The 26,786-nt window shown below is 38.8% G+C and carries 18 protein-coding genes and 6 tRNA genes; 11 read left to right on the forward strand and 13 right to left on the reverse strand.

Going from position 1 to position 26,786, the window contains the following annotated elements:
- Nucleotides 1-28: 28 nt before the first annotated feature.
- The 9 genes from RB214_RS13855 to RB214_RS13895 form a co-directional block, all read right to left on the reverse strand.
- Complete coding sequence (locus RB214_RS13855) at nt 29-3,112, reverse strand: efflux RND transporter permease subunit (protein ID WP_197098635.1); 3,084 nt, start codon at nt 3,110-3,112, stop codon at nt 29-31.
- The gene (locus RB214_RS13860) at nt 3,109-4,425 is read right to left on the reverse strand and encodes an efflux RND transporter periplasmic adaptor subunit (RefSeq protein ID WP_182682388.1); all 1,317 of its coding nucleotides are present in this window, start codon (nt 4,423-4,425) and stop codon (nt 3,109-3,111) included. Before RB214_RS13860 ends, RB214_RS13855 begins: the two co-directional genes overlap by 4 nt.
- The gene (locus tag RB214_RS13865) at nt 4,415-5,830 is read right to left on the reverse strand and encodes a TolC family protein (protein WP_309167580.1); all 1,416 of its coding nucleotides are present in this window, start codon (nt 5,828-5,830) and stop codon (nt 4,415-4,417) included. Before RB214_RS13865 ends, RB214_RS13860 begins: the two co-directional genes overlap by 11 nt.
- Nucleotides 5,831-6,152: 322 nt before the next feature.
- Nucleotides 6,153-6,228 (reverse strand) — tRNA-Thr (locus tag RB214_RS13870).
- A gap of 102 nt (nt 6,229-6,330) precedes the next feature.
- A tRNA-Phe gene (locus tag RB214_RS13875) sits at nt 6,331-6,406 on the reverse strand.
- Between the two features lie 132 nt (nt 6,407-6,538).
- A tRNA-Thr gene (locus RB214_RS13880) sits at nt 6,539-6,614 on the reverse strand.
- 57 nt (nt 6,615-6,671) lie between these two features.
- A tRNA-Phe gene (locus RB214_RS13885) sits at nt 6,672-6,747 on the reverse strand.
- A gap of 51 nt (nt 6,748-6,798) precedes the next feature.
- A tRNA-Thr gene (locus tag RB214_RS13890) sits at nt 6,799-6,874 on the reverse strand.
- Nucleotides 6,875-6,945: 71 nt separating this feature from the next.
- Nucleotides 6,946-7,021: transfer RNA gene (locus tag RB214_RS13895), tRNA-Phe, on the reverse strand.
- Nucleotides 7,022-7,352: 331 nt separating this feature from the next.
- Between RB214_RS13895 and RB214_RS13900 the strand changes: the two genes are divergently transcribed.
- On the forward strand, nt 7,353-10,130 hold the full coding sequence (locus RB214_RS13900; RefSeq protein ID WP_309167582.1) for an ATP-binding protein: 2,778 nt from the start codon (nt 7,353-7,355) through the stop codon (nt 10,128-10,130).
- 119 nt (nt 10,131-10,249) lie between these two features.
- Entirely contained in the window at nt 10,250-11,560 is a 1,311-nt protein-coding gene (locus RB214_RS13905) for an IS4 family transposase (protein ID WP_309167426.1), read from the forward strand.
- A 40-nt stretch (nt 11,561-11,600) separates the two neighbouring features.
- On the opposite strand, the gene RB214_RS13910 is transcribed toward RB214_RS13905, so the two are convergent.
- Together RB214_RS13910 and mutY are read right to left on the reverse strand one after the other, a co-directional pair.
- On the reverse strand, nt 11,601-11,873 hold the full coding sequence (locus RB214_RS13910) for an oxidative damage protection protein (RefSeq protein ID WP_002962543.1): 273 nt from the start codon (nt 11,871-11,873) through the stop codon (nt 11,601-11,603).
- 35 nt (nt 11,874-11,908) lie between these two features.
- The gene (mutY, locus tag RB214_RS13915) at nt 11,909-12,970 is read right to left on the reverse strand and encodes an A/G-specific adenine glycosylase (RefSeq protein WP_309167583.1); all 1,062 of its coding nucleotides are present in this window, start codon (nt 12,968-12,970) and stop codon (nt 11,909-11,911) included.
- A 161-nt stretch (nt 12,971-13,131) separates the two neighbouring features.
- Here mutY and trmB point away from each other — a divergent pair, with 161 nt between their 5' ends.
- The 4 genes from trmB to arcA all read left to right on the forward strand — a co-directional run bounded on the left by trmB (nt 13,132) and on the right by arcA (nt 17,911).
- The gene (gene trmB / locus RB214_RS13920) at nt 13,132-13,857 is read left to right on the forward strand and encodes a tRNA (guanosine(46)-N7)-methyltransferase TrmB (RefSeq protein ID WP_309167584.1); all 726 of its coding nucleotides are present in this window, start codon (nt 13,132-13,134) and stop codon (nt 13,855-13,857) included.
- Between the two features lie 65 nt (nt 13,858-13,922).
- A complete protein-coding gene (locus RB214_RS13925) occupies nt 13,923-14,948 on the forward strand; it encodes a methyltransferase (protein WP_309167585.1) in 1,026 nt (341 codons plus the stop codon).
- Between the two features lie 151 nt (nt 14,949-15,099).
- Nucleotides 15,100-16,704, forward strand: a complete 1,605-nt coding sequence (locus RB214_RS13930; protein ID WP_309167587.1) for an ATP-binding protein — start codon at nt 15,100-15,102, stop codon at nt 16,702-16,704.
- Between the two features lie 490 nt (nt 16,705-17,194).
- Nucleotides 17,195-17,911, forward strand: coding sequence for a two-component system response regulator ArcA (gene arcA, locus RB214_RS13935; protein ID WP_002962549.1), 717 nt, complete (start codon nt 17,195-17,197; stop codon nt 17,909-17,911).
- A gap of 16 nt (nt 17,912-17,927) precedes the next feature.
- Here arcA and arcB read toward each other — a convergent pair whose 3' ends face one another.
- Nucleotides 17,928-20,246 (reverse strand): aerobic respiration two-component sensor histidine kinase ArcB, encoded by a 2,319-nt coding sequence (gene arcB / locus RB214_RS13940; RefSeq protein ID WP_309167590.1) that lies wholly within the window; start codon nt 20,244-20,246, stop codon nt 17,928-17,930.
- A 231-nt stretch (nt 20,247-20,477) separates the two neighbouring features.
- Here arcB and folE2 point away from each other — a divergent pair, with 231 nt between their 5' ends.
- From folE2 to RB214_RS13960, 4 genes are all read left to right on the forward strand, one after another.
- Entirely contained in the window at nt 20,478-21,398 is a 921-nt protein-coding gene (gene folE2, locus RB214_RS13945; RefSeq protein ID WP_309167592.1) for a GTP cyclohydrolase FolE2, read from the forward strand.
- 115 nt (nt 21,399-21,513) lie between these two features.
- The gene (locus RB214_RS13950; protein WP_002962552.1) at nt 21,514-22,110 is read left to right on the forward strand and encodes a DUF2726 domain-containing protein; all 597 of its coding nucleotides are present in this window, start codon (nt 21,514-21,516) and stop codon (nt 22,108-22,110) included.
- A gap of 122 nt (nt 22,111-22,232) precedes the next feature.
- Nucleotides 22,233-22,940: a 5'-methylthioadenosine/S-adenosylhomocysteine nucleosidase gene (gene mtnN / locus RB214_RS13955; protein ID WP_309167593.1), complete on the forward strand. Its 708-nt coding sequence runs from the start codon at nt 22,233-22,235 to the stop codon at nt 22,938-22,940.
- Nucleotides 22,941-23,885: a regulatory signaling modulator protein AmpE gene (locus RB214_RS13960; protein ID WP_309167594.1), complete on the forward strand. Its 945-nt coding sequence runs from the start codon at nt 22,941-22,943 to the stop codon at nt 23,883-23,885.
- A 63-nt stretch (nt 23,886-23,948) separates the two neighbouring features.
- Here the strand turns inward: RB214_RS13960 and tyrS are convergent, their stop codons facing one another.
- Nucleotides 23,949-25,148, reverse strand: coding sequence for a tyrosine--tRNA ligase (gene tyrS / locus RB214_RS13965; RefSeq protein WP_007585427.1), 1,200 nt, complete (start codon nt 25,146-25,148; stop codon nt 23,949-23,951).
- A gap of 323 nt (nt 25,149-25,471) precedes the next feature.
- On the opposite strand from tyrS, the gene RB214_RS13970 reads away from it, so the two are divergent.
- Nucleotides 25,472-26,785, forward strand: a complete 1,314-nt coding sequence (locus tag RB214_RS13970) for a peptidoglycan DD-metalloendopeptidase family protein (protein ID WP_309167596.1) — start codon at nt 25,472-25,474, stop codon at nt 26,783-26,785.
- Nucleotide 26,786 lies beyond the last annotated feature (1 nt).

Here is a 26,786-nt window from a genome sequence, read left to right on the forward strand (position 1 = left end):
CAGCTAAATTTTAAATGCTTACGCTTATTTACTTAAACCAACCTTGAAAGCGCTCCATCATCATGTAGTTTATTGGCACTAACAATAAAGTAATAAAGGTCGCAAAAATAATCCCAAACCCTAGACTTACCGCCATAGGTATTAAAAACTGCGCCTGAGTTGCTTTTTCAAATAATAACGGCATTAAGCCAATAAAGGTCGTTAAACTTGTTAGCATTACAGGGCGAAAACGCGATGCACCGGCAAGTTTAACTGCATCTAGTAATTTGCCGCCTTCACTGCGCTTTTTATTGATAAAATCAACTAGTACAAGGGAGTCATTTACTACCACCCCAGTTAGAGCGAGCATACCAAGCAAGCTCATAATGGTTAAATCCATGCCCATAATCCAATGCCCGACTACAGCACCTATCATGCCAAATGGAATTACACTCATTACTATAATTGGCTGTAAGTAAGACTTAAGCGGTATCGCTAATAGCGCATAAATTATGAAAAATACAAACACAAGTGCCCAAGCCAATGAGCCAAACGACTCTCGCTGCTCTTTAGCCTCACCTTCTAGTTTGTAATCTACTCCAGGATATTGCTGCATTAATTCATCTAAATACTCCGTTAAGTCAGCCTGGAGTATGGTCATATTGGTGTTATTTTTTTCGATATCCGCTGTTACATTTAAAGTACGGTAGCGGTCTATTCGGTTAATAGTTGACGGACTTTGCCCTGCGGTAAGAGTTGCAACATGCGATAACGGCACCGAACCACCAGTAGGTGTATTGATGAGTATATTTTGTAAATCGGCAACTGAGCGGCGCTCGTCTATAGGCAAGCGAACCATTACACGTACATCATCACGCCCGCGCTGAATACGTTGGACTTGCGAGCCAAAGAACGAGTTACGCACTTGGCCTGCAACATTGACTCTATTTAAGCCCAGCGCTAAGCCCTGCTGCGTAAGCTCTATTTGTAACTCTTCTTTACCATCAGACATGCTATCTGCAATATCAAATACCGTTGGGTAGGTCGATAAACGGGTTTTAATGTGATCAGCCACGTCTTGTAAAATAGTCAACGAAGTCCCGCTAAGCTGAACATCAATTGGGTCAGAACTTCGGCCAATTTCAGCTCTAAACGTTAAGCTTTCAACGCCTGGAATGACACCAATTAAATCCCGCCATTCGCTGGCAAGCTCTCTTGATCCTATGTCTGATTCACGCTTTTCAGCCGGTGTTATTTCAAAGCGTACAGAACCTGAATTAGATACACCACCGCGCCCACCTGTTGTGGCTAATATATTTAAAATAACGCTTTCACCTGTATCTGGGTCGCGGTATTTTTCTTGTAATTGCTGCGCCTTTTGCGACATATCAATTACGTATTTATTAGTGACTTCAAACGGCGTACCTGTTGGTAGTGTTAAGTTAACGCGGACTGTTTCGCTTGGTATACGCGGGAAAAATACAAACTTAGTCCAACCACTAGTGATCATAGTTAAAATTATTATAAACACACCAACAAACAAACTTACCGAAGCCAATTTATGGCGCAGTGCTAAATTTAAAGTGGGTTGGTAGTATTTTAAAATCGCGTTTTCAAATCCATCTGCAAAACGCTGTTGAATAACATCAAACTTTGAAGGTTCGCCTTTTTCGTGGCGTAGTTTTATATATTTTAAATGTGCTGGTAGTACAAATTTAGATTCAATCAATGAAAACAATAATACCGGAATAACCACTACCGGTATTTGTGCAAACAAAGCACCGCGCGCCCCTTCAATAAAGGCCAAAGGTAAAAAGGCGGCAACGGTAGTTAATACACCAAATGTTACTGGTGTTGCGACTTCTTGAGTACCTAAAATTGCAGCTTGCTCCCCCGACTTAGCTGTTTTTAAATGGGTATAGACATTTTCGCCAGTAACTATGGCGTCATCAACAACAATCCCAAGTACTAATATAAAGCCAAATAAGCTCATAATATTAAGCGTTACGCCAAAAATAGGCATCGCTATAAACGCGCCCATAAACGAAACTGGAATACCAATAAATACCCAAAATGCAATTGCAGGGCGTAAAAACAAAGTAAGTAAAGCAAGTACTAAAATACCGCCTTGTAGGGCATTGGTCGTTAGTGTGGCAATTCGACTTTTAACCAGCTCCGAATCATCATCCCAGTAACTTAGTTCAAATCCTTGTGGAAGGGAGCTTTGTTGCTCTTTTATGTAATTTTTAACTTCGTCAGCAACAGTAATCGCACTTTGTGGACCAATTCGATATACGTCGATAAATGCAGCCTGCTTACCATTAAAGCGAGTACGTACTGGGGTTTCTTCAAAATCGTCTTTAATTATTGCAATATCGCCTAAACGAATAATCGTGCCGTCAGCTTGGTTTTTAACAACAATATTGGCAAATTCATCTTTACGATATGCTTGCCCTTTAGAGCTTATAAGTACGTCCCCACCTTCAGTTTTTAAGTTACCAGCAGAAATATCAGAGCTTGAATTAGCAATGGCACTCGATATTTGTGCAAGGCTTAAATCGTACTGGCGAAGAACGTCTTGGCTTACTTCAATGGCAATTTCGTAATCACGAACACCACTTAGCTCTACCTGCGTCACATTTGGTAAGCGTAGAATTTGATCGCGTACTGTTTCTGCATATTCACGGGTTTCTTTTTCGCCGTAATCACTTGATACGGTAACCGCGATAACTTCGCGAATTCGCTCAGCAAGCGCGACTATTGGCTTTTCAGCATCGGCTGGAAAGGTGTTAATTGCATCTACACGACTTTTAATATCAGCTAAAAGCTCACGCGGGTCGTAGCCCGTTTCAACTTCAATTGTTACAGAGCCTGAGCCTTCAGAAGAGCGGCTAAATATTTGCTTAATACCTTCTAAATCTTGTACGGCTTCTTCTATACGAATTGTTACGCCTTGCTCTACATCCTCTGGTGTTGAGCCACGCAAACTTACGTTCACGCTTATCATGTCGGTTTCGAATGAAGGGAATACTTCAAGCGGTATTTTAGTCGATAAACTAAAAAGCCCCGACAGCAGCAGTGTTACTAGCAATAAGTTAGCTGCAACATGGTTTTTGGCAAACCAAGCTATCATGGCTTATCTCCTTGCTTTGCTGGACGGCGTTTTTTTAACTCTTCAACACTAATACCAAGCTCTTTTGCTTTTTGTTCAAGCTGCTCTGGAGTCGGGCGCTTTCCTTTACCTTGTCCATTCGCTCCACGGCTTTTAGGTTGATCTGCGCTTTGTTCACCTAAAATACTTACTTGAGTTCCTGAACTTACTTGACCAAGTGGAGTAATAACAAGCTTATCATTTGCGTTTAAACCGGTTTTTATCATCGCCTGAGTCGCATTTTGCCAAGCTAGTGTGATGTCTTTGCGCTTTAGTACGTCATCTTCAACAATGTAAACGTACGTTCCTTGATAAATTGTACTGTTTGGAATTATAAGTGCGTTAGATACTGTTCTGCCGGTAATTTGCGCTTTTATATACTGCCCAATTTTTATTGGGTACTGGTTATTTGCTGTTGCTTTATACGGGTCATTAATTTTAGCAACTACATAAAGCTGCTGTGCGCCTTCATCTATAGCACCTTCTGTGCGTGCTAATTGACCTTGCCACGTTTGCTCACCTACTAAGTCAGAAGTAAATTTAACAATTGAACCCGCTTGGTTTTTAGCACCATCGCGATACTGCTCTGGTAAATTTACAAATGGGAGATCTTTATTTTTAATTGGTAAGCGAATCTCAACGCTATCGATTGCGTAAATGGTAGCTAACTGTGTGTTGTTAGTAACAACTTGCCCTAAATCAACACTGCGGCTAAGTATACGTCCCGCATATGGCGCCGTTACTTTAGTGCGCTCTAAATCAAGCATCGCTTTTTCAAGTGCAGCCTGAGCCGATAAAACCTCAGCTTCAGCGGCTGCTAGTTGTGGCTCTCGTAGTACTAAGCTGCTTGCTTGATTTGAACCGCCAAGGCGCTTCCAATCTGTAATAGCTTGTTGCCCACGCGCTTTTTCTTCTAGTAAACCTTGCTCTGCAGTTAATAAATTGGCTTGAGCAGATTTAACTTCAGCCTGATGGTCTCTGTCGTCTAGTTTTAAAAGTACATCGCCTTTTTCAAAAAAACCGCCTTCTCTAAAGTCATCACTTACTTCAATTATTTGTCCAGATGCCTGAGCCACTAACAAACTTTGTGTACGTGGTTTTACCGTACCGTAGCTGTCTATCATAACTTGATAATTTTGTGGTTTTAGCTCAAGCGCAGCCACACTTATTGATGCCTTAGGAGGTGCCCCAAAGCGTTTAGCCTCTGGTGGATTCCCCTTAATAAACATAACAATTAAAATTGTGGCAACAATAACCACCGCTGGAATAATAATTTTTGCTGTTTTAGTTTTCATCGTTATTGCTCTTTAGTTCACTTGAGGGCTTTGCAAAATCACCACCAAGGGCAATGTGTAGGTTAATTCTATTGGCTATTAATTGGTTTTTAATATCGATTAAGGAGCTTTGCGCATCGAAAGAGCGATCTTGGGCATCAAGCACTGTCGTGTAAGTTACCAAGCCACTTTGATACTGCTCAAACGATAATTGCTCTGCAGCAAGTGCGTTTTCTTGTGCCTCTAACGTGCTTGTATATTGAGCTTTGAGGGACTGCTGCTGTGAAATAGCATTTTCCACATCACCAAATGCGTTATAAAGCGTTTGCAAATAAAGCTGCTCTTGCTTTTGAGTGTTAAGACGCGCTATTTCTTCGTTGGCTTTTAAGCGCCCACCTTCAAAAAGTGGCGCTGAAATACTACCTAATAAAGACCATGCAAGGCTTGATGGAGAAAACAAGTCGCTTACTCTGTCGGTGCTATCACTTAATGAAGCCGTTAAATCTAAACTTGGAAAGCGTTGTTTGTGCGCATATGCCAATGATGCATCGGCTGCTAAAAGCTCATACCAATTTGCACGTAGAGTAGGTTTTCGCGTTATAAGTTCAGAAGGTAATCCTAGAGGAATATCGGTATTAATAACAGGTAAGTCACTACTAGCAGTAATAGCGCCTTTTGGGTATTCACCAAGTAAACGCTCAAGTACACGTGCTGATGCCGATAAACTCGCTGTTTGAGTGGCAATGCGAGAGCGTTCATTATTAAGCTCATTACGCGCTAAATACACATCGAGCGCTTCGTTTATGCCTTGGCGATAGCCAGCTTCAATAATATCGAGATTTTGTTGTGCATTGGCTTCACGACGTTTAAATAAATCCAGTAATTGCTGCGCCGTAACCACATCAAACCAACCTGTTACCACATCAGCAACAAGTTGCTGTTTAGCTTGCTCAAACCGTGCCTGCTGGGCTAAATAGTTAAGATTAGCTTCGCGCTTTGAATCCGAAAGCTTACCCCATAAATCAACCTCGTAAGTTAAGTTTAAACTAGCTGAGCTTGCGTTGGCGTAACTTACAGGGCGGTTGTCTTTACTACGGCTTGTACGTGTTGATAAATCGAGGCTTGGCCAAAGTGCAGCGCCCGAGACTATAAGTTGCTGCTTTTGAATTTCAACATCATAACTCGTTTGCAAAAGCTGTTGGTTGTTTTTAAGTGCTTGTTGTACAAATTTATTAAGCGTAGGATTTTGTAATTGTGTAAGCCATTGCTCTTGTATTTTTAATACTGAGCTTGATATTTCTTGCTGCCATTGCTGAGGCATATTATTAGGGACTTGCATGCGCTGAGACGAGTTTAAATCACTCGCACAGCCGCTCAGCAGCATCACACTAATTGCCAGTAGGGTTGGCTTGCATTGCCAAATCATAATTAAACCTAAATTACTGCTATTTATGAACGTAATTCAAGCACTTTGGCAAATTTTGCTCAACTTACTTTACATAACATTACATAGCTAGCGATGAATTAACATAATAGCCAGTTATACGGTAAAAATGAGTAAATGATCAGCAATTTTTAATACTAAAATTAACTTTTTGTAATGTGTTTAAGAGATTAACTATACAAAAACAAAAAAGCCCCGCTATAAGCAAGGCTTTTAAATAAATGGTGCCGACTAACAAAGTCGAGCGGGTAACTTATACAGACTACAGATCACAAGTCAGTTGCTTCAAGTTACCTAAAATAAATGGTGCCGACTAACCGAGTCGAACGGTTGACCTACTGATTACAAGTCAGTTGCTCTACCAGCTGAGCTAAGTCGGCACACAAAACTGTGTGCTAAGGCACGTTCAATTTTAAAGATTGAGAACTTTTATAAAGCACTTAAAATAAAAAAACCTTGCATAAGCAAGGCTTTTCAATAAATGGTGCCTCGACGCGGAATCGAACCACGGACACGAGGATTTTCAATCCTCTGCTCTACCGACTGAGCTATCGAGGCACATAAACTGTGCTAGTTACCGATTAATAAAATTAACCTTTAACTTCATAAATGGTGCCGACTAACCGAGTCGACAGGTAATTTGAACAGACTACTGATTACAGTTTTTCTTTTCAAACTACTTTAAATAAATGGTGCCGACTAACCGAGTCGAACGGTTGACCTACTGATTACAAGTCAGTTGCTCTACCAGCTGAGCTAAGTCGGCACACAAAACTGTGTGCTAAGGCACGTTCAATTTTAAAGATTGAGAACTTAAAGTAAATGGTGCCTCGACGCGGAATCGAACCACGGACACGAGGATTTTCAATCCTCTGCTCTACCGACTGAGCTATCGAGGCACATAAACTGTGCTAATTAATTGTGATACTTTACAATTAACTTTATATAAATGGTGCCGACTAACCGAGTCGAACGGTTGACCTACTGATTACAAGTCAGTTGCTCTACCAGCTGAGCTAAGTCGGCACACAAAACTGTGTGCTAAGGCACGCGTAATAATGTTTAAACTGTTGATTAAACACCACTACTTTAATAAATGGTGCCTCGACCCGGAATCGAACCAGGGACACGAGGATTTTCAATCCTCTGCTCTACCAACTGAGCTATCGAGGCACTTAAACAGTGCTAATTAAAAATCTTAAAGTATTTTTAATGCAATTCCCACTCATCTCTACCGACTGAGCTATCTGGGCGTGCGGCGTATTAAACGAGTTTTGCCCTTACAAGTCAACTTTTTTTTTATTCTTTATAACTGTTTGAACGGTTTTCAGACAACTCAGTGTATTTTTTATTAATAACGTTCATTTTTACCACAAATCGAACTATAAATATAAATAAATCAGACTAAAACCGTAGTGAATTATTTTTTGTAAATGTTACGATTAGCTTAGATACGTACGATAGGGACTTATCGTAGTAAAATCACATCAATTGGAAACAATCAATGCAGAGTAAATTTTCATCGCCAGTCAAAGGCTTATTACCTCTTTTTTTAATCATAAATATTGCAGTAACAGCGCTTGCTATTATTGCCCACTCATTTTATTCACAAACTGAAGTTAAGACAGCCCAACCTGCATCATCTGTTAATATTGTAACGCTTGCCGATAGATTAGACTTACCTATGGTTGATGCATTAACTATGTATGGTCAAGGTAAAATAAGGCAGTTACTTGATTTAACGTCGTTATTAGATGATGACTTTGAATATACTCTATATCGCTTCAATCCAACATCAGGTACTCAATTGGTATATAGCAGTAGTAAACCTGCTATCGCTTCAATTAAAACTGAAAAGCATCTAGTAGAAGAAGGCATCCTACACCACTTACTGCTGTTAAACGATCAACCTATTGGCGAGCTTATTATTAAGCAAAACCTACCAACCGCTCCTTTAAGCGCTCAAAACTCTCAAGTTATTGCCTACATTATTGCTATAGCAAGCGTAGCTGCATTATTTATATTTACTTTAATGTTTAATATGTACATTAATAGTCGCTTACGAAAAAGTACTGACACTCTTACACAAGAGCTGCAGGCAATCACCGAAAATGCTAATTACAATAGTAGTGTTGATGAGCAGCTTGATATTGGTTTAGGTGTAGTGGCAAAAAACATTAACTTACTGCTACAAAAAGTACAGACTGCGATGAGTGAGAATGACGCCGCACAAAAAGAGCTTTATAAATTACAAAATGGCCTAGAAGCCGAAGTGCAAAATCGTACTATAGCGCTTGAGCAAGCCACATTAAAAGCAGAGCGAGCAAGCGAAACAAAAACGACTTTTTTAGCCACAATGAGCCACGAAATAAGAACACCGATGAATGGTGTTATAGGCACTATTGATTTACTGCGCCAGACAGAACTTGATGGCGCTCAACATCGTTTAAGTACAATTATTCGTGAATCAGCATTTTCGTTATTGAGCATTTTGGATGATATCTTAGATTTTTCTAAAATTGAGGCTGGAAAGCTAAATATTGACCCGATCCCATTTTCGGTAACCGATACCATTGAAGAAGTTGCTCGAGTGCTCTCATCAGTTGCTAAAAAACGTGAGCTTGATTTAGAACTAGCAATAGCACCAGATATTCCAGTCAATCTTACTGGTGATAGTGTGCGTGTACGTCAGGTGCTTTATAACCTATGTAGCAACGCAATTAAATTCACTAGCACTGATGAAAAAACCCAAGGCCATGTAAAAATATCAGCAGAGGTGGTTCATAATACGACTGATCACTTTACCTTACGCTTTTGCGTAACTGATAACGGTAAAGGCATGTCGCAGGCGCAACTTCGCGAAATATTTAATCCATTTATTCAAGCCGAAAACTCAATTACCCGAGAATATGGTGGCACCGGTTTAGGTCTTTCTATTTGTAAAAGCTTAACTGAGCTTATGCTAGGTACTATTCATGTAACTAGTCATACGGGAATTGGCAGTGAGTTTACAGTAGAGCTGCCCTTTAGCACATCGGGTAAAATTAAGTACGCACATAAAGGTGCATTAAATGGTAAGCAAATTGTTGTAGTTAGTAATCACCTAGAACGTGAAAAAACAATGTACCGTTATTTATCGTTCATGGGCGCTAAAATAATTTATGCACACACAGAAGAAGAAATTGAAGAGCACCAGCATTCACAAGATATTATTTGGGTGGCTGATGGCATAGACAATATGGATAAAACTAATGCGCTGCTAAGACGCTTATTTTATTCATTAGAGGATTATAACCAACAAGTTGTAGTACTAAGTAAGCTTGATGAAGCAGCTATAAATCATAAAAACATTTTTTATATTAATGCTTCTCCTCTATGTAAATCTAACTTTATGCTTTCTATATTGGTGGCTGCAGGGTTACATACACCTAAGCAAATTAAAAAAACCAAAACACTTAATAACTATTTAAATGTTGAGCAGGCACGTAATTCAAACAAATTGGTTTTACTTGTTGAAGATAACCTTCTAAACCAACAAGTCCTCACCAATCAACTACATATACTGGGCTTTGGCGTTGAAATAGCGAACAACGGTGAAGAAGGCCTAGATATGTGGAGAAAAGGTGATTACTCACTTATTTTAACCGACTTACACATGCCTAAAATGTCGGGTTACGATATGGTCGAAAAAATCCGTAATGAAGCAGAGCTATTAGAATCGATTGATGCACAACCTTACATTATTGCTGTAACAGCAAACGCACTTAAAGGCGAAAAAGAGCGCTGTTTAGCAGTAGGTATTAACGACTTCATTACCAAACCTATAGAGCTGAACGCGTTAGAAGAAACTCTAAAACGTTGGAGCGATAAACAAAGCCAAAACCCAAATGTAGTTATCCATCAAACTATGGCACTACCTATTGATATGGAAGCTGTTGCTAAATATGTAAACGGTGATGACGCTAAGCAAATTCGTTTTTTCAAAATGTATTTAGAACAAAGCCAAGGCTTAATTAAGAGTATTAATTCCGGCGTTATGGTTAACGATTTAAATGAGATTATTGAAGGGTGTCATCAATTAAAATCGATCTCCAAGACAATTGGTGCCCAAACGGTGGCAGAACTTTCAAGTGCATTTGAAGATAAATGTAAAGAAGGTGAACTCACAACCGATGAATTAATAGAGTTAAGAGATAAGCTGGAAATTGAATACTCTAAAGCTGCTCAATTTTTAAAGGAACAAATTAAAATATCTGAGCAAGAAGATGAGTTAAATGAATAAATAAACATAAAAAAGGGCTTAATAGCTAATGCCGATCATTTAAGAATTAGTTAATAGCACTTGAACGATCTTCTAGGTATGTAAGAATCCGAATTCTTTTGTAGAATTCGGATTTTTTTATGCAACTTTCTAATGCTCTCGATATTATTAACAACATCAAACCTAATGACGTTGAAACACTCGCAGACTTACTCCCTTTATCTCTTATCGAAGAAGCCTATGCACTGACCGAAACCGTTACACTACGAAAAAGAAAACTAACCCTAGAATCGATGGCTTGGTTGTTGATCGGGATGGTTATTTATAATGACAAATCGATGGCCGATGTCGTTAATATGCTCGACATTGTTGACCGCGATGGTAAGCCATTTGTTGCGCCAAGTGCTTTAACTCAGCGTCGTAAAAACCTAGGTGAAGCCGCCATGAAAGCCTTATTTGAATGCACCCAAAGGCATTGGAATAATGACGCTAATCATCCTCATTGGAATGGGCTTACCTTGCTTGGTGTCGATGGTGTCGTTTGGCGTACGGATGACTCACCCCAAAACAATGAAGCCTTTACAAAACCGACTAATACACAATACCCACAGGTCAGAATGGTGTGTCAAATGGAGCTAAGCAGCCACCTAATCACGGGGAGTGCTTTTGATGATTACAAGGTCAATGAAATGGTGCTGGCTGAAAAGCTTATAGAAACCACACCCGATAACAGTCTCACTTTATTCGACAAAGGTTTCTATTCTTTAGGGCTTTTACATAAATGGCAAACAACTGGCAGTGAACGCCATTGGCTAATCCCCCTGAAAAAAAATGTGCAATATGAAGTTATTCAAACATTAGGGCGTAATGATAAATTAGTCCAACTTAGCAGCAACCCAAGAGCAAGAAAGATGTGGCCAACGCTGCCTAACACCTTAATCGCGAGGTTAGTGACTCGAAAAATAAAGGGGAAATCATATAGTGTGATGACATCTATGACAGATCCGATGCGATATCTATCAGCCGATATAGGTGATTTGTACAGTCACCGCTGGGAGATAGAGCTTGGTTATCGGGAACAAAAGCAATATATGCTGGGCAATCGATTAACATTAAGAAGTCGCTTACCAGCGCTTGTAAAGCAAGAGCTGTGGGGAGTGTTGCTTACTTATAATATGGTGCGATATCAGATGGTAAAAATGTGCCACACATTAAAAGGTGATTATTTACCGTACCAACTGAGTTTCAATGGTAGTTTAGCTCAAATAATGAGGTTGCTTGTTGGATTACCTTATTCAACACCTGGAGCCATACCACGTCAATTAAAATACTTTTATGCGATGGCAGAAAGCCTAATTCTAGAGCCTCGAAGGGATCGAGGTTTTCCTCGTGCAGTCAAGCCAAGACCACAGCGGTACGCTAGAAATAAAAAAGCCGCTCACCTTAAGTGAACGGCATTAGGGCTTAATAGCCCTTTTTTTATTTAAAACATTACTTTTCAGGCGGTCGATAACCTTCAATTTCTACATCTTTATTTTCAAACAAAAAACCAACCATTTGCTCTTCTAAAAATGTGCGGTGTTCTGGGTCCATCATATTTAAATGCTTTTCGTTAATAAGCATTGTTTGTTTATGTTGCCACTGAGCCCACGCTTCTTTAGAGATGTTATTAAAAATCTTTTCACCAATTTCACCAGGGTATAACTGAAAGCCAAGCCCTTCGGCTTCTTTTTGTAACTTTTGACAAAATACTGTACGTGCCATGATTGATTCTCTCTAACGCTAAATATGGGGCTATTCTATACTATTGCTGTAATTTGTTTAACCAACTTTTTAGTTGGTGCTGCTAGGCCAACCTCTATTGATTGATCGAGCGGATACCAGATTAATTGCTTATCGTTTACCACATCAGGAGTTTTCTTAACATTGAGCACATGCGGGTTAATCCTCAGCTCAAAATGTGAAAACACATGAATAAACGCTTCAAGCTCTACTAAACTAGCCTCTAGGCCTTGCTGAGCTAAAAACATTTGAAGCTCTTCGTACTCATTAAATTCAAAAAAGCCAAACAATCCGCCCCAAATACCGCTGTTAGGACGTTTTTCCATAAGCACTTTATCACCACACTGAATAATTAACTGATGACAACTCTTTTTAGGAACTGCTTTTTTAGGTTTAGAATGTGGAAACTCTTTTACTTTACCTGTATTAAAAGCACCACAGCCTGAGTTTAATGGGCAAGCCCCACAATCAAAACGACTGCGTGAGCAAACACTCGCACCTAAATCCATCATCGCTTGATTAAATTCGGTAACATTATTATTAGGCGTTAATTGCTCTGATAAATGCCAAAGTTGGTTTTCTACCTTTTTAACGCCGTACCAACCTTCAATCATAAAGTAGCGTGCTAATACTCGCTTAACATTTCCATCTAAAATTGGATGATGCTGCCCAAGCGATAATGACAAAACAGCCCCGGCAGTAGAGCGCCCTATTCCAGGTAAATCCATTACTTCATCAAGTGTTTGAGGAAACTCACCTTGGTATTTATCACGCACTATTTTAGCTGTTTTGTGTAAGTTACGTGCACGGGCGTAATACCCTAAGCCAGTCCAGTGGTGCAGTACCAAATCTTCATCCGCATCAGCTAAAGCAATAATATCTGGAAAGCTTTGCATAAATTTTTCAAAATATGGGATAACAGTAATAACTTGAGTTTGCTGCAGCATCACCTCAGATACCCACACTTTATAAGGAGTTTTACCTAGCTGCCACGGAAGTGTTTTACGCCCATGAAGGTGATACCAATCAACAACTTGGTTAGAAAACCAATTTGACTGTTCTTTATTTAAATCCAACATATTTTACTTTTACTGATGCTCAATGGCGGCTCAGTCTATTGTAGTTAATAAAAAGATCAAGCTATAGGCGCTGTAAAACCAGCTAATACTTGTGATTGCCGGCTTCGTCAGGGATAATATGCAACCATTTTTAAACACATTGTTTTTGTCAGGCCAATAATATGAGTGAATCAAGCAACACTAACCTTGAGCAAGCTAAGCAAGAAGGTAAATACATCCGCACCATTCGCAGTTTTGTAAAACGCGAAGGTCGATTAACCAAAGGCCAAGCCGCTGCAATCGAAAAATGCTGGCCAACAATGGGCCTAGAGCATAAAAACGGGATGCTTGATTTAAGCGAAGTTTTTGGCAACAACAACGATGTAGTAGTAGAAATTGGTTTTGGTATGGGTAAATCGCTTGTCGAAATGGCAACAAATGCCCCTCACCTAAACTTTATTGGTATTGAAGTGCACCGCCCAGGCGTTGGTGCGTGTTTAATGGATGCTGATGAAGCGGGCATTACAAACTTACGTATTTTTGAACACGATGCAATTGAAGTACTTGCAGACTGTATACCTGACGAAAGCTTAACAACACTACAGTTGTTTTTCCCTGATCCTTGGCATAAAAAGCGTCATCATAAACGCCGTATTGTACAAACTGAGTTTGTTGAAAAACTAAGAACCCAACTTAAAATGGGTGGCGTTTTTCATATGGCAACAGATTGGGAAAACTACGCAGAGCATATGCTCGAAGTTATGAACGTAGCCCCTGGTTTTAAAAACCAATCTCAAACAAACGATTATGTTCCACGTCCAGATTTGCGCCCGCTTACTAAGTTTGAGCAGCGCGGACATCGCCTAGGTCATGGCGTGTGGGATCTAATGTTTGAACGTACTGAGTAATTAGTAACTTTAAGCACTCATTTTTACTTTTATAAAACTAAACATACTGTAAGGCAAAGCCATTTATGAGCGTACTAACCAACCCAAGTTTACTGTTACTTCGTAATAGCGAGGCACTAACGGGCAAATCTATCTTGGTGGTCAACTTTGTTCAAGATGGCTTTTTAGCAGAGCTTAAAAAACTTAACCCGCAAAGCAAGGTAACTGCGTTTAGCTATAACCATGCTAACGGCGAGTTTGCTAAAAACACCAAAGACGTTGATATCCATGTAAATCACACAATACCTGGTAGCGGCTACGATTTAGTTATTCTTTACTACCCTAAATCTAAACCAGAATTACTAATGGCACTTGATAATATCCGTTCTGCTATTACTGATGATGCCGAGCTATTAGTTGTTGGTGAAAACAAAAGTGGTGTTAAATCAATTGAAAAGCAATTAGCGGGTAAAGCTGAGTTTAGTAACAAGATTGATTCGGCTAAGCATTGCGTGCTTTATTCATTTGCTGAAATTTCTAAACACCCTCACTTTGATATTACGACTTATCATAAAAAGTTTGTCGTTAATGTTGCCGACACCGAGTTTACAGCGATCAGTATTCCTGGAGTGTTTAATCACGGTAGTTTAGATATAGGAACGAAAGTTCTACTCGAAAACGCACCAAAAATTAAGCAAGGTAGGGTTCTCGACTTTGGTTGTGGTGCTGGCTTAATCGCGACCTTTTTAGGGCTACACAACCCATCTCTTGAGTTTGTGTGTAGTGATGTAAGTGCACTGGCAACTTATGCAACAGAGCAAACTTTAAAGCTTAACAACATCAAAGGCGAAGCTATATTAAGCGACGGCCTTAAAAGTATCACCGGTAAATTTGATTTAATTATTAGTAATCCACCTTTTCATACTGGTATTGCAACCGACTACACAGTAGCAGAAACATTTTTAGCAAATGCAAAACAGCATTTAACTAAAGTTGGAAAGCTAAATATCGTCGCTAACAGCTTTTTAAAATACCCACCTATTTTAGAAACGCAATTTGAAAGCTATCAAACCGTTTTTAAAAACAATAAATTTGCTGTGTACAGTAGCTAATTTAACTCTATACAATGATTGAGCACAAACGTGCTTAATCTAACATTCGAATAAATATAAGAATTAATTTAGTTTTTACCCTTCACTTTCCTTCTTATTTGCTAAACTAAAATTCTAAATAATTAAAATTAATTCAGGCGATAATGAAATAATGCCTAAAAAAGTTCATCAAAGTAGCATTCGTAAAGCACTCATAAATTTAATTATGCTTATTACAGCTATTTGTTTATCGCTATCTATTTCTATTTCAACGTACTTGAGTGTTAAAGAGCAAAAGCAATTAATTATTAATAAACTCGTTATACTTTCTGAAATTGTAGCTTTTGATGCGGGTAAATCAGTAGCTGAAGATGATAGAAAAACAGAAGAGAAACGCCTCAAGTCCTTTGAAAATATCCCTCTTGTAAAAAACATACATATTTACTCAATAGAAAAAACATCTCAAAAACCTGCTTTTTTTATTAGCTTTAATGCAAAAAAAACGCCTCCAGTTCCACTAAAAACAGACAGTGTCGATGAGCTAGCCACACCACGTATTACGAGTGCACATATAGAGCTAACTCGCCCTATTTATAATAATGAAAAACTCATTGGCTATGTTTATATGCGTGGCAGCCTAGAGAGCTTAGAAGCATATATAGAACAAAAAATATTTATTGATGTATTACTCACTCTATTAATATTAATGGTTGTGTACTTTATCGCAACAAAAGTTCAACGACGAATAGCCAAACCGATAGAACAATTAAGTATGTTATTGCAAGATGTATCTAAAAATCATAACTACGATGCGCGAGCGCCAGTAACTGATGTAAAAGAAATAACCGCTCTTTCAAATAGCTTAAATATCATGCTTGCACGCACAAAAAGGCAACTTGAGCGCCACGAAAAAGATAAACAGGAAATAAAACAGCTAAACCAAAACCTTGAAGAAAAAGTAAACCACAGAACAATCGCTCTCAGAGAAGCAAATCAAGAGCTTTTGTCAACTCTTGAGCGAATGCACCAGTATCAAACACAAATTGTTGAAAACGAAAAAATGGCGTCTTTAGGGCAAATGGTGGCAGGTGTTGCACATGAAGTTAATACACCAATAGGGCTTGGGATTACAGGCTCAACCTTACTTCGCGATAAATTAGCAGATATACAACAAAGCTTTAATGATAAAAAACTGACTTCAAGCCACCTAAAACGCTTTATAGATGAAGGCATAGAAAACTTAGACTTAATCTATCGTAATCTAAATCGCGCCGCAGACCTTATATCCAACTTTAAAAAAGTAGCCGTAATCCAAGACGACGGTGTTAATACCTATATTAATGTACATACATTAATAACTGACGTTTTAACATCAATTCAATCTGAGTTACTGTCTAAAAAGCCTATTGTTACTATTAACTGCCCAACCGATTTAGCTATTCATAGTAAGTCAGAACCTCTACAGCAGGTGTTTCAACAGTTACTTATGAACTCTGTAATTCATGGATTTATAGGTAAAGAAAACAACGAAATTCGCTTTGACGTAGAGCTGGTAGGGAAGAAATTAACAATCGTTTATTCTGACAATGGCCAAGGCGTTGATAAAAACATTAAAAATAGAATTTTTGACCCCTTTGTAACTTCAAAGCGTGGACAAGGCGCAAGCGGCTTAGGGATGCACTTGGTATACAACCTAGTAACACAGGCACTTGGTGGAAGAATTATGTTTGATCTTGAAGAAAAACACGGTGCTCGCTTTATAATTACTATTCCTTAAATAAAGATCATTAAAAAGTGCATATATTTAAAATTTATCCTTGAATTAGCATTTAATGACCTCATTAATGAGGCATGTGATAAGCGTGTAACGTTATTTAATTGCATTAAATAAGTATTACCAAGCGATTTATGAACTTTTTTATCTTTGCTGTATCACATACATTGATGAAAGGTTAGAAAGTGATATAGTTTTGCTTTGAATTTGTCTGATTATTTTAAGTTCCTTGTTTGATTGAATGATGTTTCAATTATTAAAGGAAAATGGCTTCGACTTTATGATTCAAATGACTACATCTACGTATATATCAATTAAACAGTAGTTTTTGCACGGCCCTTTTTATTAGACTTTGGACACCCTGCTGTTTTATTTTTATCCAATTTGTTTTTTCCTTGTTAACAAATGGGTATAATCCTATAATCTCTAGTAATCGGTTATAAGTTCATCACCGGTTTTTTATAAATAAAATATTCCAAAAGGTTAATTAATAATGCAAACGCCAGTCATTCTAATCGTAGAAGATGAAGACGTAACTCGACTGAACCTAGTTAGTTTATTTGAAGCTGAAGGGTACAAAGTTATTGAAGCCATTGATGGCGATGATATGCATGACAAGCTTACAAATAACGATGACGTTAATCTTGTAGTTATGGATATCAACCTTCCTGGTAAAAACGGTCTTATTTTAGCCCGTGAATTACGCCAAAAACGTAAAGTAGGCCTTATATTCCTAACTGGTCGCGACAACGATGTTGACCGTATTTTAGGTCTTGAAATTGGTGCAGATGACTATGTTACTAAGCCATTCAACCCGCGTGAATTAACTATTAGAGCTCGCAACCTAATTACTCGTACTGCTTTAGGCGGTGAAGAGTCAGCACTAGAAACAAATGGTGTTATTACATTTAATGGTTGGGAACTTGATGAAAACAGCCGCTGTCTTACTTCTCCAAATGGCGACGCTAAACGTTTACCAAAAGGTGAGTACAGAGCACTTCGTTTAATGCTTGATTCTCCAGGTCGTATTTTCAGCCGTGAGCAATTAATTAAGCATATGACGGGCCGTGAGCTTCGTGCTAATGACCGTACTGTTGACGTTACTATTCGTCGCATTCGTAAGCATTTTGAAAGTGATAACTCAACGTCTGAGTTAATCAGCACCATCCATGGTGAAGGTTACCGCTTTATCGGTAAAATTGACGCTTAATTAGAGTAAATTAGCTTTACTCTAATTGTTGTAAAAATAAATGAAGGGCTTTTTGTCCTTCATTTATTTTATCTGCTAGAACATCTAACCACTGCTTTAACACTTCATCAGATTCATCAATCGCACCATGTTCCATTATTTTGGCATGAAGCTGCACATCATTAAGACCGACGGAGCCAGCCGCACCTTTAAGCTTATGCGCTACTGATTCATATTCTTCTCTATCGCCGGCAGTTAATGAAGTAAGTAACTCTTGCTGATACTGCGGACTTAGCTTTTCGAATAGCTGACTACTGCGTCTAAACACAACTAAGCCCATCGAATTTACAAAGTCTTCTATTGTTTCAATATCTAATAAGTGTGCATCAATACTCTCAAGCGCTTCTTCACTGACTTTTAACTGTGGCTCTGTGCATTCACTTTGCTTAATACCAAATAAATCAGCCAGCATTTTATCAAGCTTCACTGTGTTAATTGGTTTAGCCAACGCACCTTGTATTGAAATACCTTCAAGCTCTTTTTCAGCACTGCGTACATTGGCAGTTAAAGCAACTATTGGGAGCTTATCAAAGTGGCTATCTGAGCGTATTTGTTTAGCAACCTCGTCACCGTTTATATCTGGCAATTGCATATCAAGTAGTACTAAATCTAAGTCATCTTCGGTTTCGACAAACGAGAGTGCATCTTCACCGGTTTCAGCCCATAACACCTCATGCCCGCGTTGCTCTAATAAGTTTGTAGCAATCTCAGCATTAAGAGGCACATCTTCTACTAGTAGAATATACAAACCTCGGCCAACATAACTTTGCTCGGTAGGTGCTACGCATAAACTAAGTGGTATTTGCACTGTAAAGCAGCTTCCTTCGCCTTCAGTACTATTTACTGTAATTATCCCTTTCATTGCACTTACAAGTGCCTTAGTTACAGCTAAACCAATACCAGAGCCTATGGCATTAGTACCTTTTAAATCCGGCGCTTTGTAATACATATCAAATATATGAGCAAGCTGCTCAGGCGGAATACCTTGACCTGTATCCGACACTTTAATAACTAACCATGGGCCTTCTACACGATTTTCTCGGCTACATTCGAGTGTTACTTTACCCTGTTGAGTAAACTTAACAGCGTTATTAATTAAGTTCCAAACAACTTGGCGTAAACGAGTCGGATCGAGCTGTGCATAAATATCAAGCATGCCATTGCGCTTAATATCAAACTCAAGTTCTTTTTGCTCTGCTATTAAACCCGCAAAGTTAACTACATCGTTTATAAAGTCTGACACATTAATAGAGTTGGTCGCTATATCGAGCTGATCTCTATCTATTTTATCTAAATCAATAATATCGTTAAAAATATTGCCGAGCGTTTCAGCGCTCGAAAATATAGTATTACCCCAACTACGCTGCTGTTTGTTTAAGTCAGTATCAAGCAGCATTCGTGTTAAACCAACAATACCATTGAGCGGTGTACGTAGTTCATGGCTTAATGTGGCAATAAACTTACCTTTGTCTTTATAGGCCGTTTCGAGCGCTTGAGCGGCCTCCTTACGACTTGTGATATCACGACCAAAACCCAGTAGACCAATGTAATCACCTTCATCATTTATAAAAGGTAATTTACGCAGCTCAAACCAACGCGTTTCGCCATTTACTTCATAACCGACATCAATGGTCAGTGCTTTATGGCTTTGCTCTACTTCTTTATCGGTTTTCAAAACTTCAGATAAAAAGTGACTCGGGAATATCTGCTCAACCGTTTTGCCAATTAGTTCGCTACTTGATTTGCCCATTACTTCTTCAAACATTTTATTACAACCAGCAAACACGCCATTGTTATCGCGGTAATAAAATAAATCAGGAGATGAATCAACTATTGAGCGCTGCAGCATGCTTTGTTGAGCAAGTTCTTGTTGTGTTTTTTTACGCTCAGCAATTTCTCGTCGTAGTTCTTCGATAGCGCGGTGCTTGGCATGAAATGCCATTTTACGCTCATCAATTTCGATATTTAGACGGTTAATGTTATCTTTTAGGGTTTGATTTAAAAGCTTTTCTTGTTTGGTGGCGCTATCTAAATAAGCATATGAGGCATCTAGTTGTCGAATTGAATTAAGCAACACACTTATAATTAAAGGAGAAACCACAGCCGTAAAAAACACCACGGCTAAAATATCAACCAGGTGTAATTCGCCTATCGCCACATAATAAAACATGCTCGATAAAATAAGAGATACAGTTAAAAATAAAGTGTAACAAATAGCAGCGGTTTTAAATTCACCAAATCGCGTTATTGAGCTGGAAAGTACCCGAGCCCAAGGGCTCAAAGAATAATCGGTCATACGTAATTTTATCTCTTAGCTGTGTACTTAATATAAAGAAGGCAATGCGTATGTATAAACATACCATTTTCCCAGATTTTAGCATTTTTCTCCTACCACTACTCACGTTGTGCGATAAAAACAGAATTTTTCATGTTTGATTTAGCTCATCTATTAAACTCATCATTTCAGCAATAAATTATTTAGTGTAAAATGCCCCGCTTTATTATCCCCAAAATACGAGTAGCGCACATGCAAACCAATATGCCAGATATAGCAGACACTGCACCCGCTTTACAAACAGGTAAATTAGACTGGGTTGGCATGGGCGAAATAGAACTGCCATTTATTTTTGAATCCCGAGACTTATCTCCAGTTACAGTAAACACCAAAGCTCGTGCATTTGTAAATTTACATAAAGAAGATGCCAAAGGCATTCATATGTCACGTCTATTTTTGGCACTTGACCTGCTTTCAACCGAGCAGCAAGTCAATCCGCAAACAATAGCGCAGGCACTCGATACCTTTATAACTAGCCACGAAGGGTTGAGCGATAAAGCACAAATTGAATTTAAATTTGAATTACCGCTACGCCGTAAGTCACTATTAAGTGGCAAAGCGGGCTGGAAAAGCTACCCAGTTGTACTTACCAGTACAATTGAAAATAACGTTATTAGCTACGAGCTAACCGTAGATGTTACTTATTCTTCAACGTGCCCATGCTCTGCTGCACTTGCGCGCCAGCTTATACAAAACGCGTTTAACGAAAAGTTTAACCAAGAAACGTTGAGCCAAAAAGATGTGCACGAATGGCTAGGCACTACACAAGGTATTGTAGCGACTCCCCACTCGCAGCGCTCTATTGCCAACGTAAAAGTAAAGCTTGATAGCAACATTCAAGAATTTGACGTAGTTACGCTAATTAACACTCTTGAAGCTGAGCTTAAAACACCAGTACAAGCAGCAGTAAAACGTGAAGATGAGCAAGAATTTGCCCGTTTGAATGGTCAAAACCTTATGTTTTGTGAAGATGCAGCGCGTAAAATTAAAGCATTGCTAGAGGCAAACCATTACAGTGATTATTGGCTGCAAATAAACCACTATGAGTCACTGCATGCACACGATGCTGTAGCTATTGCAGTAAAAGGTATTAAAGGAGGCTACAAAGCTTAATCGCTGTGTAGCTATTGCTTGTAAACCAGCCGGTAATTATTTTATAACCCATACTTTTTAGGCACGTAAATTGCTTTGTTTGAGCAGTGTCAATTTGTTGTTATGGAGTTACCGTATGGAATTCGCTTTATTATTAATCCTAGTATTAGTTGTCGGGGCCTCTGTTGTTGCGTCAAAATTTAATGACGATGGCGGAAACCCGTATCCTTTTACTCGCAAGCAAACTGTTTTTACGCAGGTTGAAGGCGCTTTTTTAAATCTTCTAGAGCGTGCTGTTGGCGATCAATATAAAATTGTTAGTCGCGTTAAGTTAATCGACGTTATTGACTGTAAGCAAGGCCTTTCAGTAAAGTCTAAACGTGCTGCTTTAGCTAAAGCTAAAAATAAGCAACTCGACTTTGTATTAATCGATAAAGAAAAACTAACAATCATTGCTGCTGTTGACCTAGTTAACAATGCCAACAAAGATGGCCACAAAGCTCAACGCGACTGGTTTGTAAACGGTGCACTAGAGTCTGCGGGCATTCCACATATTCGTATGAAAGTTAAATCGGGCTACCGCCCTTCTGAAGTACGCGATGCAATTATGTTTAAACTTGGTAAGCCTGCAGCAACACAAACTCAGCGCCCTGTTCGTAATCGCTCACATAAGCCAGCGGTACTTTCACCTTCTCAGGCTAAAGCGCAAACCACGGCGTTAGCTGAAATTTAAAAAACGAATTAAATACTCTCCTAAAAAGTATTTAAAGCGAGCTCATAAACAAGCTCGCTTTTTTGTTTTTTATTGCTAACTTCACGTATAATCAAGTGATTCAAACTCAGGAATTAAACTTTATGAATGTTGGTATTATTGGCGCAATGGAGCCAGAAGTTAAAATTTTACGTGAAGCTATGCAAAACCCACAAATTTTAACTAAAGCAGGTTTCACTTTTTATACTGGCGAGTTGGCTGGTAACACGGTGACACTTGTTCAATCTGGTATTGGTAAAGTCGCATCAACTATTGCAACTACCTTACTGATCGATAACTTCAAACCTGATTGCATAATTAACACAGGCTCAGCCGGTGGATTCGATCCTTCTCTTAGTGTAGGCGATGTAGTAATTTCGTCAGAAGTACGTCACCACGATGTAGACGTAACTGCTTTTGGCTACGAAATTGGCCAAGTACCACAAATGCCGGCAGGCTTTGCAGCACACCCTAAATTAGTTGAAGCAGCACAGCAAACTATCGAACAAATCAGTGATGTTAAAACACTCGTTGGCTTAATTTGTACTGGTGACACATTTATGTGTGACCCTATACGCATTGATAAAGCACGTCGTGATTTTCCTACAATGCTTGCTGTTGAAATGGAAGGCGCTTCAATTGCACAAACGTGTTTTACGCTAAACACACCATTTGTTGTAATTCGCTCAATGTCTGATATTGCTGGTAAAGAGTCACCACAATCATTTGAAGAATACCTAGAAACAGCATCAATCAACTCATCTAAAATGGTTGTTGCACTTTTAGAAAAGCTTACAGCAGTATCTCTGTAAATGCTTAGCAATATTGTTCAAAATCACTTGGACTTTATTGCCTTTATACTAGCGCTCCTTGCTGAGCGCTTTATTCCCCTTATTAGCTGGTATCATCCTAATACGGCGTTAAATGCTGTTTTTAGTGCTATTGGCAAACGTATATACAAAAGCAAAGAACCTAAAAGCTATCAATATTTGGCAGCTATCCTCGCAAGCTCACTTATTTTAAGTGTTATTCTCATTATTGTAGTGTTACTACTCGAGTTTGCTTTTTATCCTGAATTACTCGCTGGCCTTATTTTATATTTATGCTTAGAAAGTAATAGCATTGATAAAAAAGCACTTCGCATTGCAAAGCTAACTAAACAAAATCAAAAATCCACAGCACGCGAATTACTAAAACCACTGCTTGCCCGTGAAGTTAATAGACTTTCATCTGCTGGTATTATCAAAGCATTAATTGAGAGCTTAATACTGCGCACCGCTCGATACTATTTCGTAGTCATATTTATATTTTTAGCATTTGGTCCTATTGCTGCCCTTGCCTATCGGTTACTTACCTTAATACAACAAGCCTGGCGTAGTGATATCCCCCCAAATAGTTACTTTTTAAAACCGCTTAAAACACTCTTGTTTATTATTGAATATATTCCCATGCGCTTACTCGCTTTAACTATTGCAGCAAGTCGAGCAAGCAAACAAAGCATGCATTATATAAAGCATTATGGCAGGCATTTTTATCAAACAAATACAGGCTGGCTCTTAAGCACATGTTCTGCATCGCTTGGCGTGCAGCTGGGCGGACCAGCTGTTTATTTTGGAACTCGCTTTAATAAAATGCGTATTGGTACTGATAGACTACCTACACCCGAGGATGTACCTGTAATAATTAATAGGTTAAATCAGGCCCGTGTATTTTGGTTGTTAGTAATAGCCAGCATTGAAATATTAAAATTGATTTAAAGGGCTCAAAATACGAGCACAAAAAAACCAGCCGCGGCTGGTTTTTTAGTTTTTAAACTGTGCTTAAGCTACAGTAATGTTTGCAAACTTACGTTTACCTACTTGGTAAATAGCCGTTGTGCCTTTTGCTATTTCAAGTTTGGTATCAGTGATTTTATCTTCACCGTTAAGTTTAACTGCACCTTGCTTAATCATACGCATTGCTTCTGATGTACTTACTACTAAATTTGCTTCTTTAAGCAAGTTAGCAATTAAAATAGTATCTTCTGCAATAGTGATTGTTAGCTCTGGGATTTCATCTGGTAACGCTTTTTTCTGAAAACGCTGAATAAAATCATCATGTGCACCTTGTGCATCAGCTTCACTATGAAAACGAGCAATTAGCTCTTTAGCTAGTTCAATTTTAATATCGCGCGGATTCGTACCTTGCTCAACACGTTCTTTTTGAGCTGCAATTTCTTCAATAGAAAGCGCACTTAATAAGTCGTAGTAACGCCACATTAGCACATCACTAATTGACATTATTTTACCAAACATATCGTTAGGTGCATCAGTAATACCAATGTAGTTACCAAGCGACTTAGACATTTTTTGAACGCCGTCAGTACCCTCAAGTAATGGCATCATTAATACTGTTTGCGGCTTTTGACCTTCTACTTTTTGTAGCTCACGGCCCATTAACAAGTTAAAGCGCTGATCAGTACCACCTAGTTCAACATCTGACTCTAGTGCAACCGAATCCCAACCTTGTACCAGTGGATATAAAAACTCATGAATTGCAATTGGTTGGCCGCTTCCATAACGCTTTTTAAAGTCATCACGTTCAAGCATACGTGCTACGGTTTGGTTTGCAGCAAGTTTAATCATGCCTGCAGCGCCTAACTTTTCCATCCAAGTGGAGTTAAATGCAACAGTGGTTTTAGCAGGATCTAGAATTTTGAATACTTGTTCTTTATATGTTTCGGCATTGGCTAGTACATCTTCACGAGTAAGTGGTTTACGCGTTACGTTTTTCCCCGTTGGGTCACCAATCATGCCAGTAAAGTCACCAATTAAGAAAATAACCTCATGACCTAAATCCTGAAAGGTTTTCATTTTATTAATTAGTACAGTGTGTCCTAAGTGTAAATCAGGCGCTGTAGGATCAAAGCCTGCTTTTATTTTTAGCTTCTTGCCCGACTTTAGTTTTTCAACTAGTTCGTCTTCAATTAATATTTCTTCTGCACCGCGTTTTATCTCTGCTAGAGCGGTTTGTAAATCCACTGTGTATTACTCCAAAATTCTGCCGACGAAGGGGCGACTAGTTACTTGCGTAGTCACGGTTTAATAAAGGTTTAAACCGAATAAATAGATGTAGCTAACATAACAAATTTCTACCTAATTAAAACAACTTTTTAAGTGATTCATGCAACTAAACTAAATCAATTGAGTCTTAGCTAGGTAGAGCGTTAAAAAAGGCTTTCTAAGCCCGATTTTAGCGTAGTTTAAGGTCAGTTTAAATCTACAAAACACTAGTATTCGTACATTATTAAGTATATCCTGCAATATTATGTATTTATTATCTTGACAGCAGAAAAAGGCACGTTATGGTTCACGTGGTTCACACGCTCCCCAAAAAACACAAATTGCTTATTCTAGGTTTGGTTTCTGCTATTGTTGGCTTAGCCTTTCTTCCTTCTGAAAAAGCCACTGCATCCAAAGACAATAGTGCAAATGCACTAGAAATTGGTAAGCGCTATGAGTTACAAGTTAAAGTTGATAACAACGAAAAATTAACTGAGCTAAATTCAGAGCAAGCAGCAGAAAAGTTACCAGAATACGACTTTGTCGATCATAAAGTTAAAAATGGCGACAATTTAGCAATTATCTTTAAGCGTGCTGGTTTTTCGGCTCAAACGCTTCATAAACTAATTAACACTAATGCGGAGACTCGCAAACTGACCAAAATTCACCCAGGTGAAATACTTAGTTTTGCGACAGCTGAAGATGGCTCCTTAGCTCAACTGCGCTATGTGATTTCAAAAACCGATACTTTATTTGTTACCTTAAACGAAGAAGGTAACTACGATACATCTATTGATAGCAAAGAAATTGAAACGCTAACCAAAACCGCTGGCGGCGAAATATCTAACAATTTTTGGACTTCAGCAATTGCAGCAGGTTTAAGCGAACGCCAAATAATGAACTTTGCTGACATATTTGGTTGGGATGTTGATTTTGCAAACGACATTCGTAAAGGCGATGTATTTGGCTTAATTTACGAGTCTCACTATGTTGATGGCGAGTTTATTGGTACTGGTAAAATTATTGCAGCTGAATTTGTAAACCAAGGTCAGCGCTTTGCAGCTATTCGCCATACCGACGGCAATTTTTATACGCCTGAAGGGCGTAGCATGAAAAAAGCATTTTTACGTGCGCCTGTAAGCTTTAAATATATTAGTTCGAGCTTTAATCCTCGCCGCTTACACCCTGTTACTGGGCAAGTTAGAGCCCACCGTGGTATCGACTTTGCTGCACGCACTGGCACACCTGTTGTTGCATCTGGTAACGGTAAAGTAATTAAAGCCGGTTACAGCAAGTACAACGGTAACTACGTATTTATTAGCCATGGCACGCAATATGTAACTAAGTACTTACACCTAAATAAGAAGCTAGTTAAAACGGGCCAAAAAGTTAAACAGGGCCAACAAATTGGTACTGTAGGTTCTACAGGTCGTGTTACTGGTGCACATTTACACTATGAATTTTTAGTAAATGGCGTTCACCGTAATCCTAAAACTGTAAAACTTCCTAAGTCAGAGCCATTACCTCGCTCAGAACTTGCCAAGTTTAAACCTATTGCTGATAACTTTATTGCCCAGCTTGAGCGCAATCGCGAGCTACAGTTAGCACTTAAATAAA

This window comes from Pseudoalteromonas sp. HL-AS1, from assembly GCF_031198785.1.
In the GTDB taxonomy this organism is placed as follows: domain Bacteria; phylum Pseudomonadota; class Gammaproteobacteria; order Enterobacterales; family Alteromonadaceae; genus Pseudoalteromonas; species Pseudoalteromonas distincta.

Coding starts and splice junctions, on each gene's coding strand:
- RB214_RS13960 (WP_309167594.1), top strand. CDS start 22,941: ATGCTTAGCAATATTGTTCAAAATCACTTGGACTTTATTGCCTTTATA.
- mutY (WP_309167583.1), bottom strand. CDS start 12,970: ATGTTGGATTTAAATAAAGAACAGTCAAATTGGTTTTCTAACCAAGTT.
- RB214_RS13855 (WP_197098635.1), bottom strand. CDS start 3,112: ATGATAGCTTGGTTTGCCAAAAACCATGTTGCAGCTAACTTATTGCTA.
- RB214_RS13970 (WP_309167596.1), top strand. CDS start 25,472: ATGGTTCACGTGGTTCACACGCTCCCCAAAAAACACAAATTGCTTATT.
- mtnN (WP_309167593.1), top strand. CDS start 22,233: ATGAATGTTGGTATTATTGGCGCAATGGAGCCAGAAGTTAAAATTTTA.
- RB214_RS13925 (WP_309167585.1), top strand. CDS start 13,923: ATGAGCGTACTAACCAACCCAAGTTTACTGTTACTTCGTAATAGCGAG.
- RB214_RS13950 (WP_002962552.1), top strand. CDS start 21,514: ATGGAATTCGCTTTATTATTAATCCTAGTATTAGTTGTCGGGGCCTCT.
- RB214_RS13860 (WP_182682388.1), bottom strand. CDS start 4,425: ATGAAAACTAAAACAGCAAAAATTATTATTCCAGCGGTGGTTATTGTT.
- folE2 (WP_309167592.1), top strand. CDS start 20,478: ATGCAAACCAATATGCCAGATATAGCAGACACTGCACCCGCTTTACAA.
- trmB (WP_309167584.1), top strand. CDS start 13,132: ATGAGTGAATCAAGCAACACTAACCTTGAGCAAGCTAAGCAAGAAGGT.
- RB214_RS13930 (WP_309167587.1), top strand. CDS start 15,100: ATGCCTAAAAAAGTTCATCAAAGTAGCATTCGTAAAGCACTCATAAAT.
- RB214_RS13900 (WP_309167582.1), top strand. CDS start 7,353: ATGCAGAGTAAATTTTCATCGCCAGTCAAAGGCTTATTACCTCTTTTT.
- RB214_RS13905 (WP_309167426.1), top strand. CDS start 10,250: ATGCAACTTTCTAATGCTCTCGATATTATTAACAACATCAAACCTAAT.
- RB214_RS13910 (WP_002962543.1), bottom strand. CDS start 11,873: ATGGCACGTACAGTATTTTGTCAAAAGTTACAAAAAGAAGCCGAAGGG.
- arcB (WP_309167590.1), bottom strand. CDS start 20,246: ATGACCGATTATTCTTTGAGCCCTTGGGCTCGGGTACTTTCCAGCTCA.
- arcA (WP_002962549.1), top strand. CDS start 17,195: ATGCAAACGCCAGTCATTCTAATCGTAGAAGATGAAGACGTAACTCGA.
- RB214_RS13865 (WP_309167580.1), bottom strand. CDS start 5,830: ATGATTTGGCAATGCAAGCCAACCCTACTGGCAATTAGTGTGATGCTG.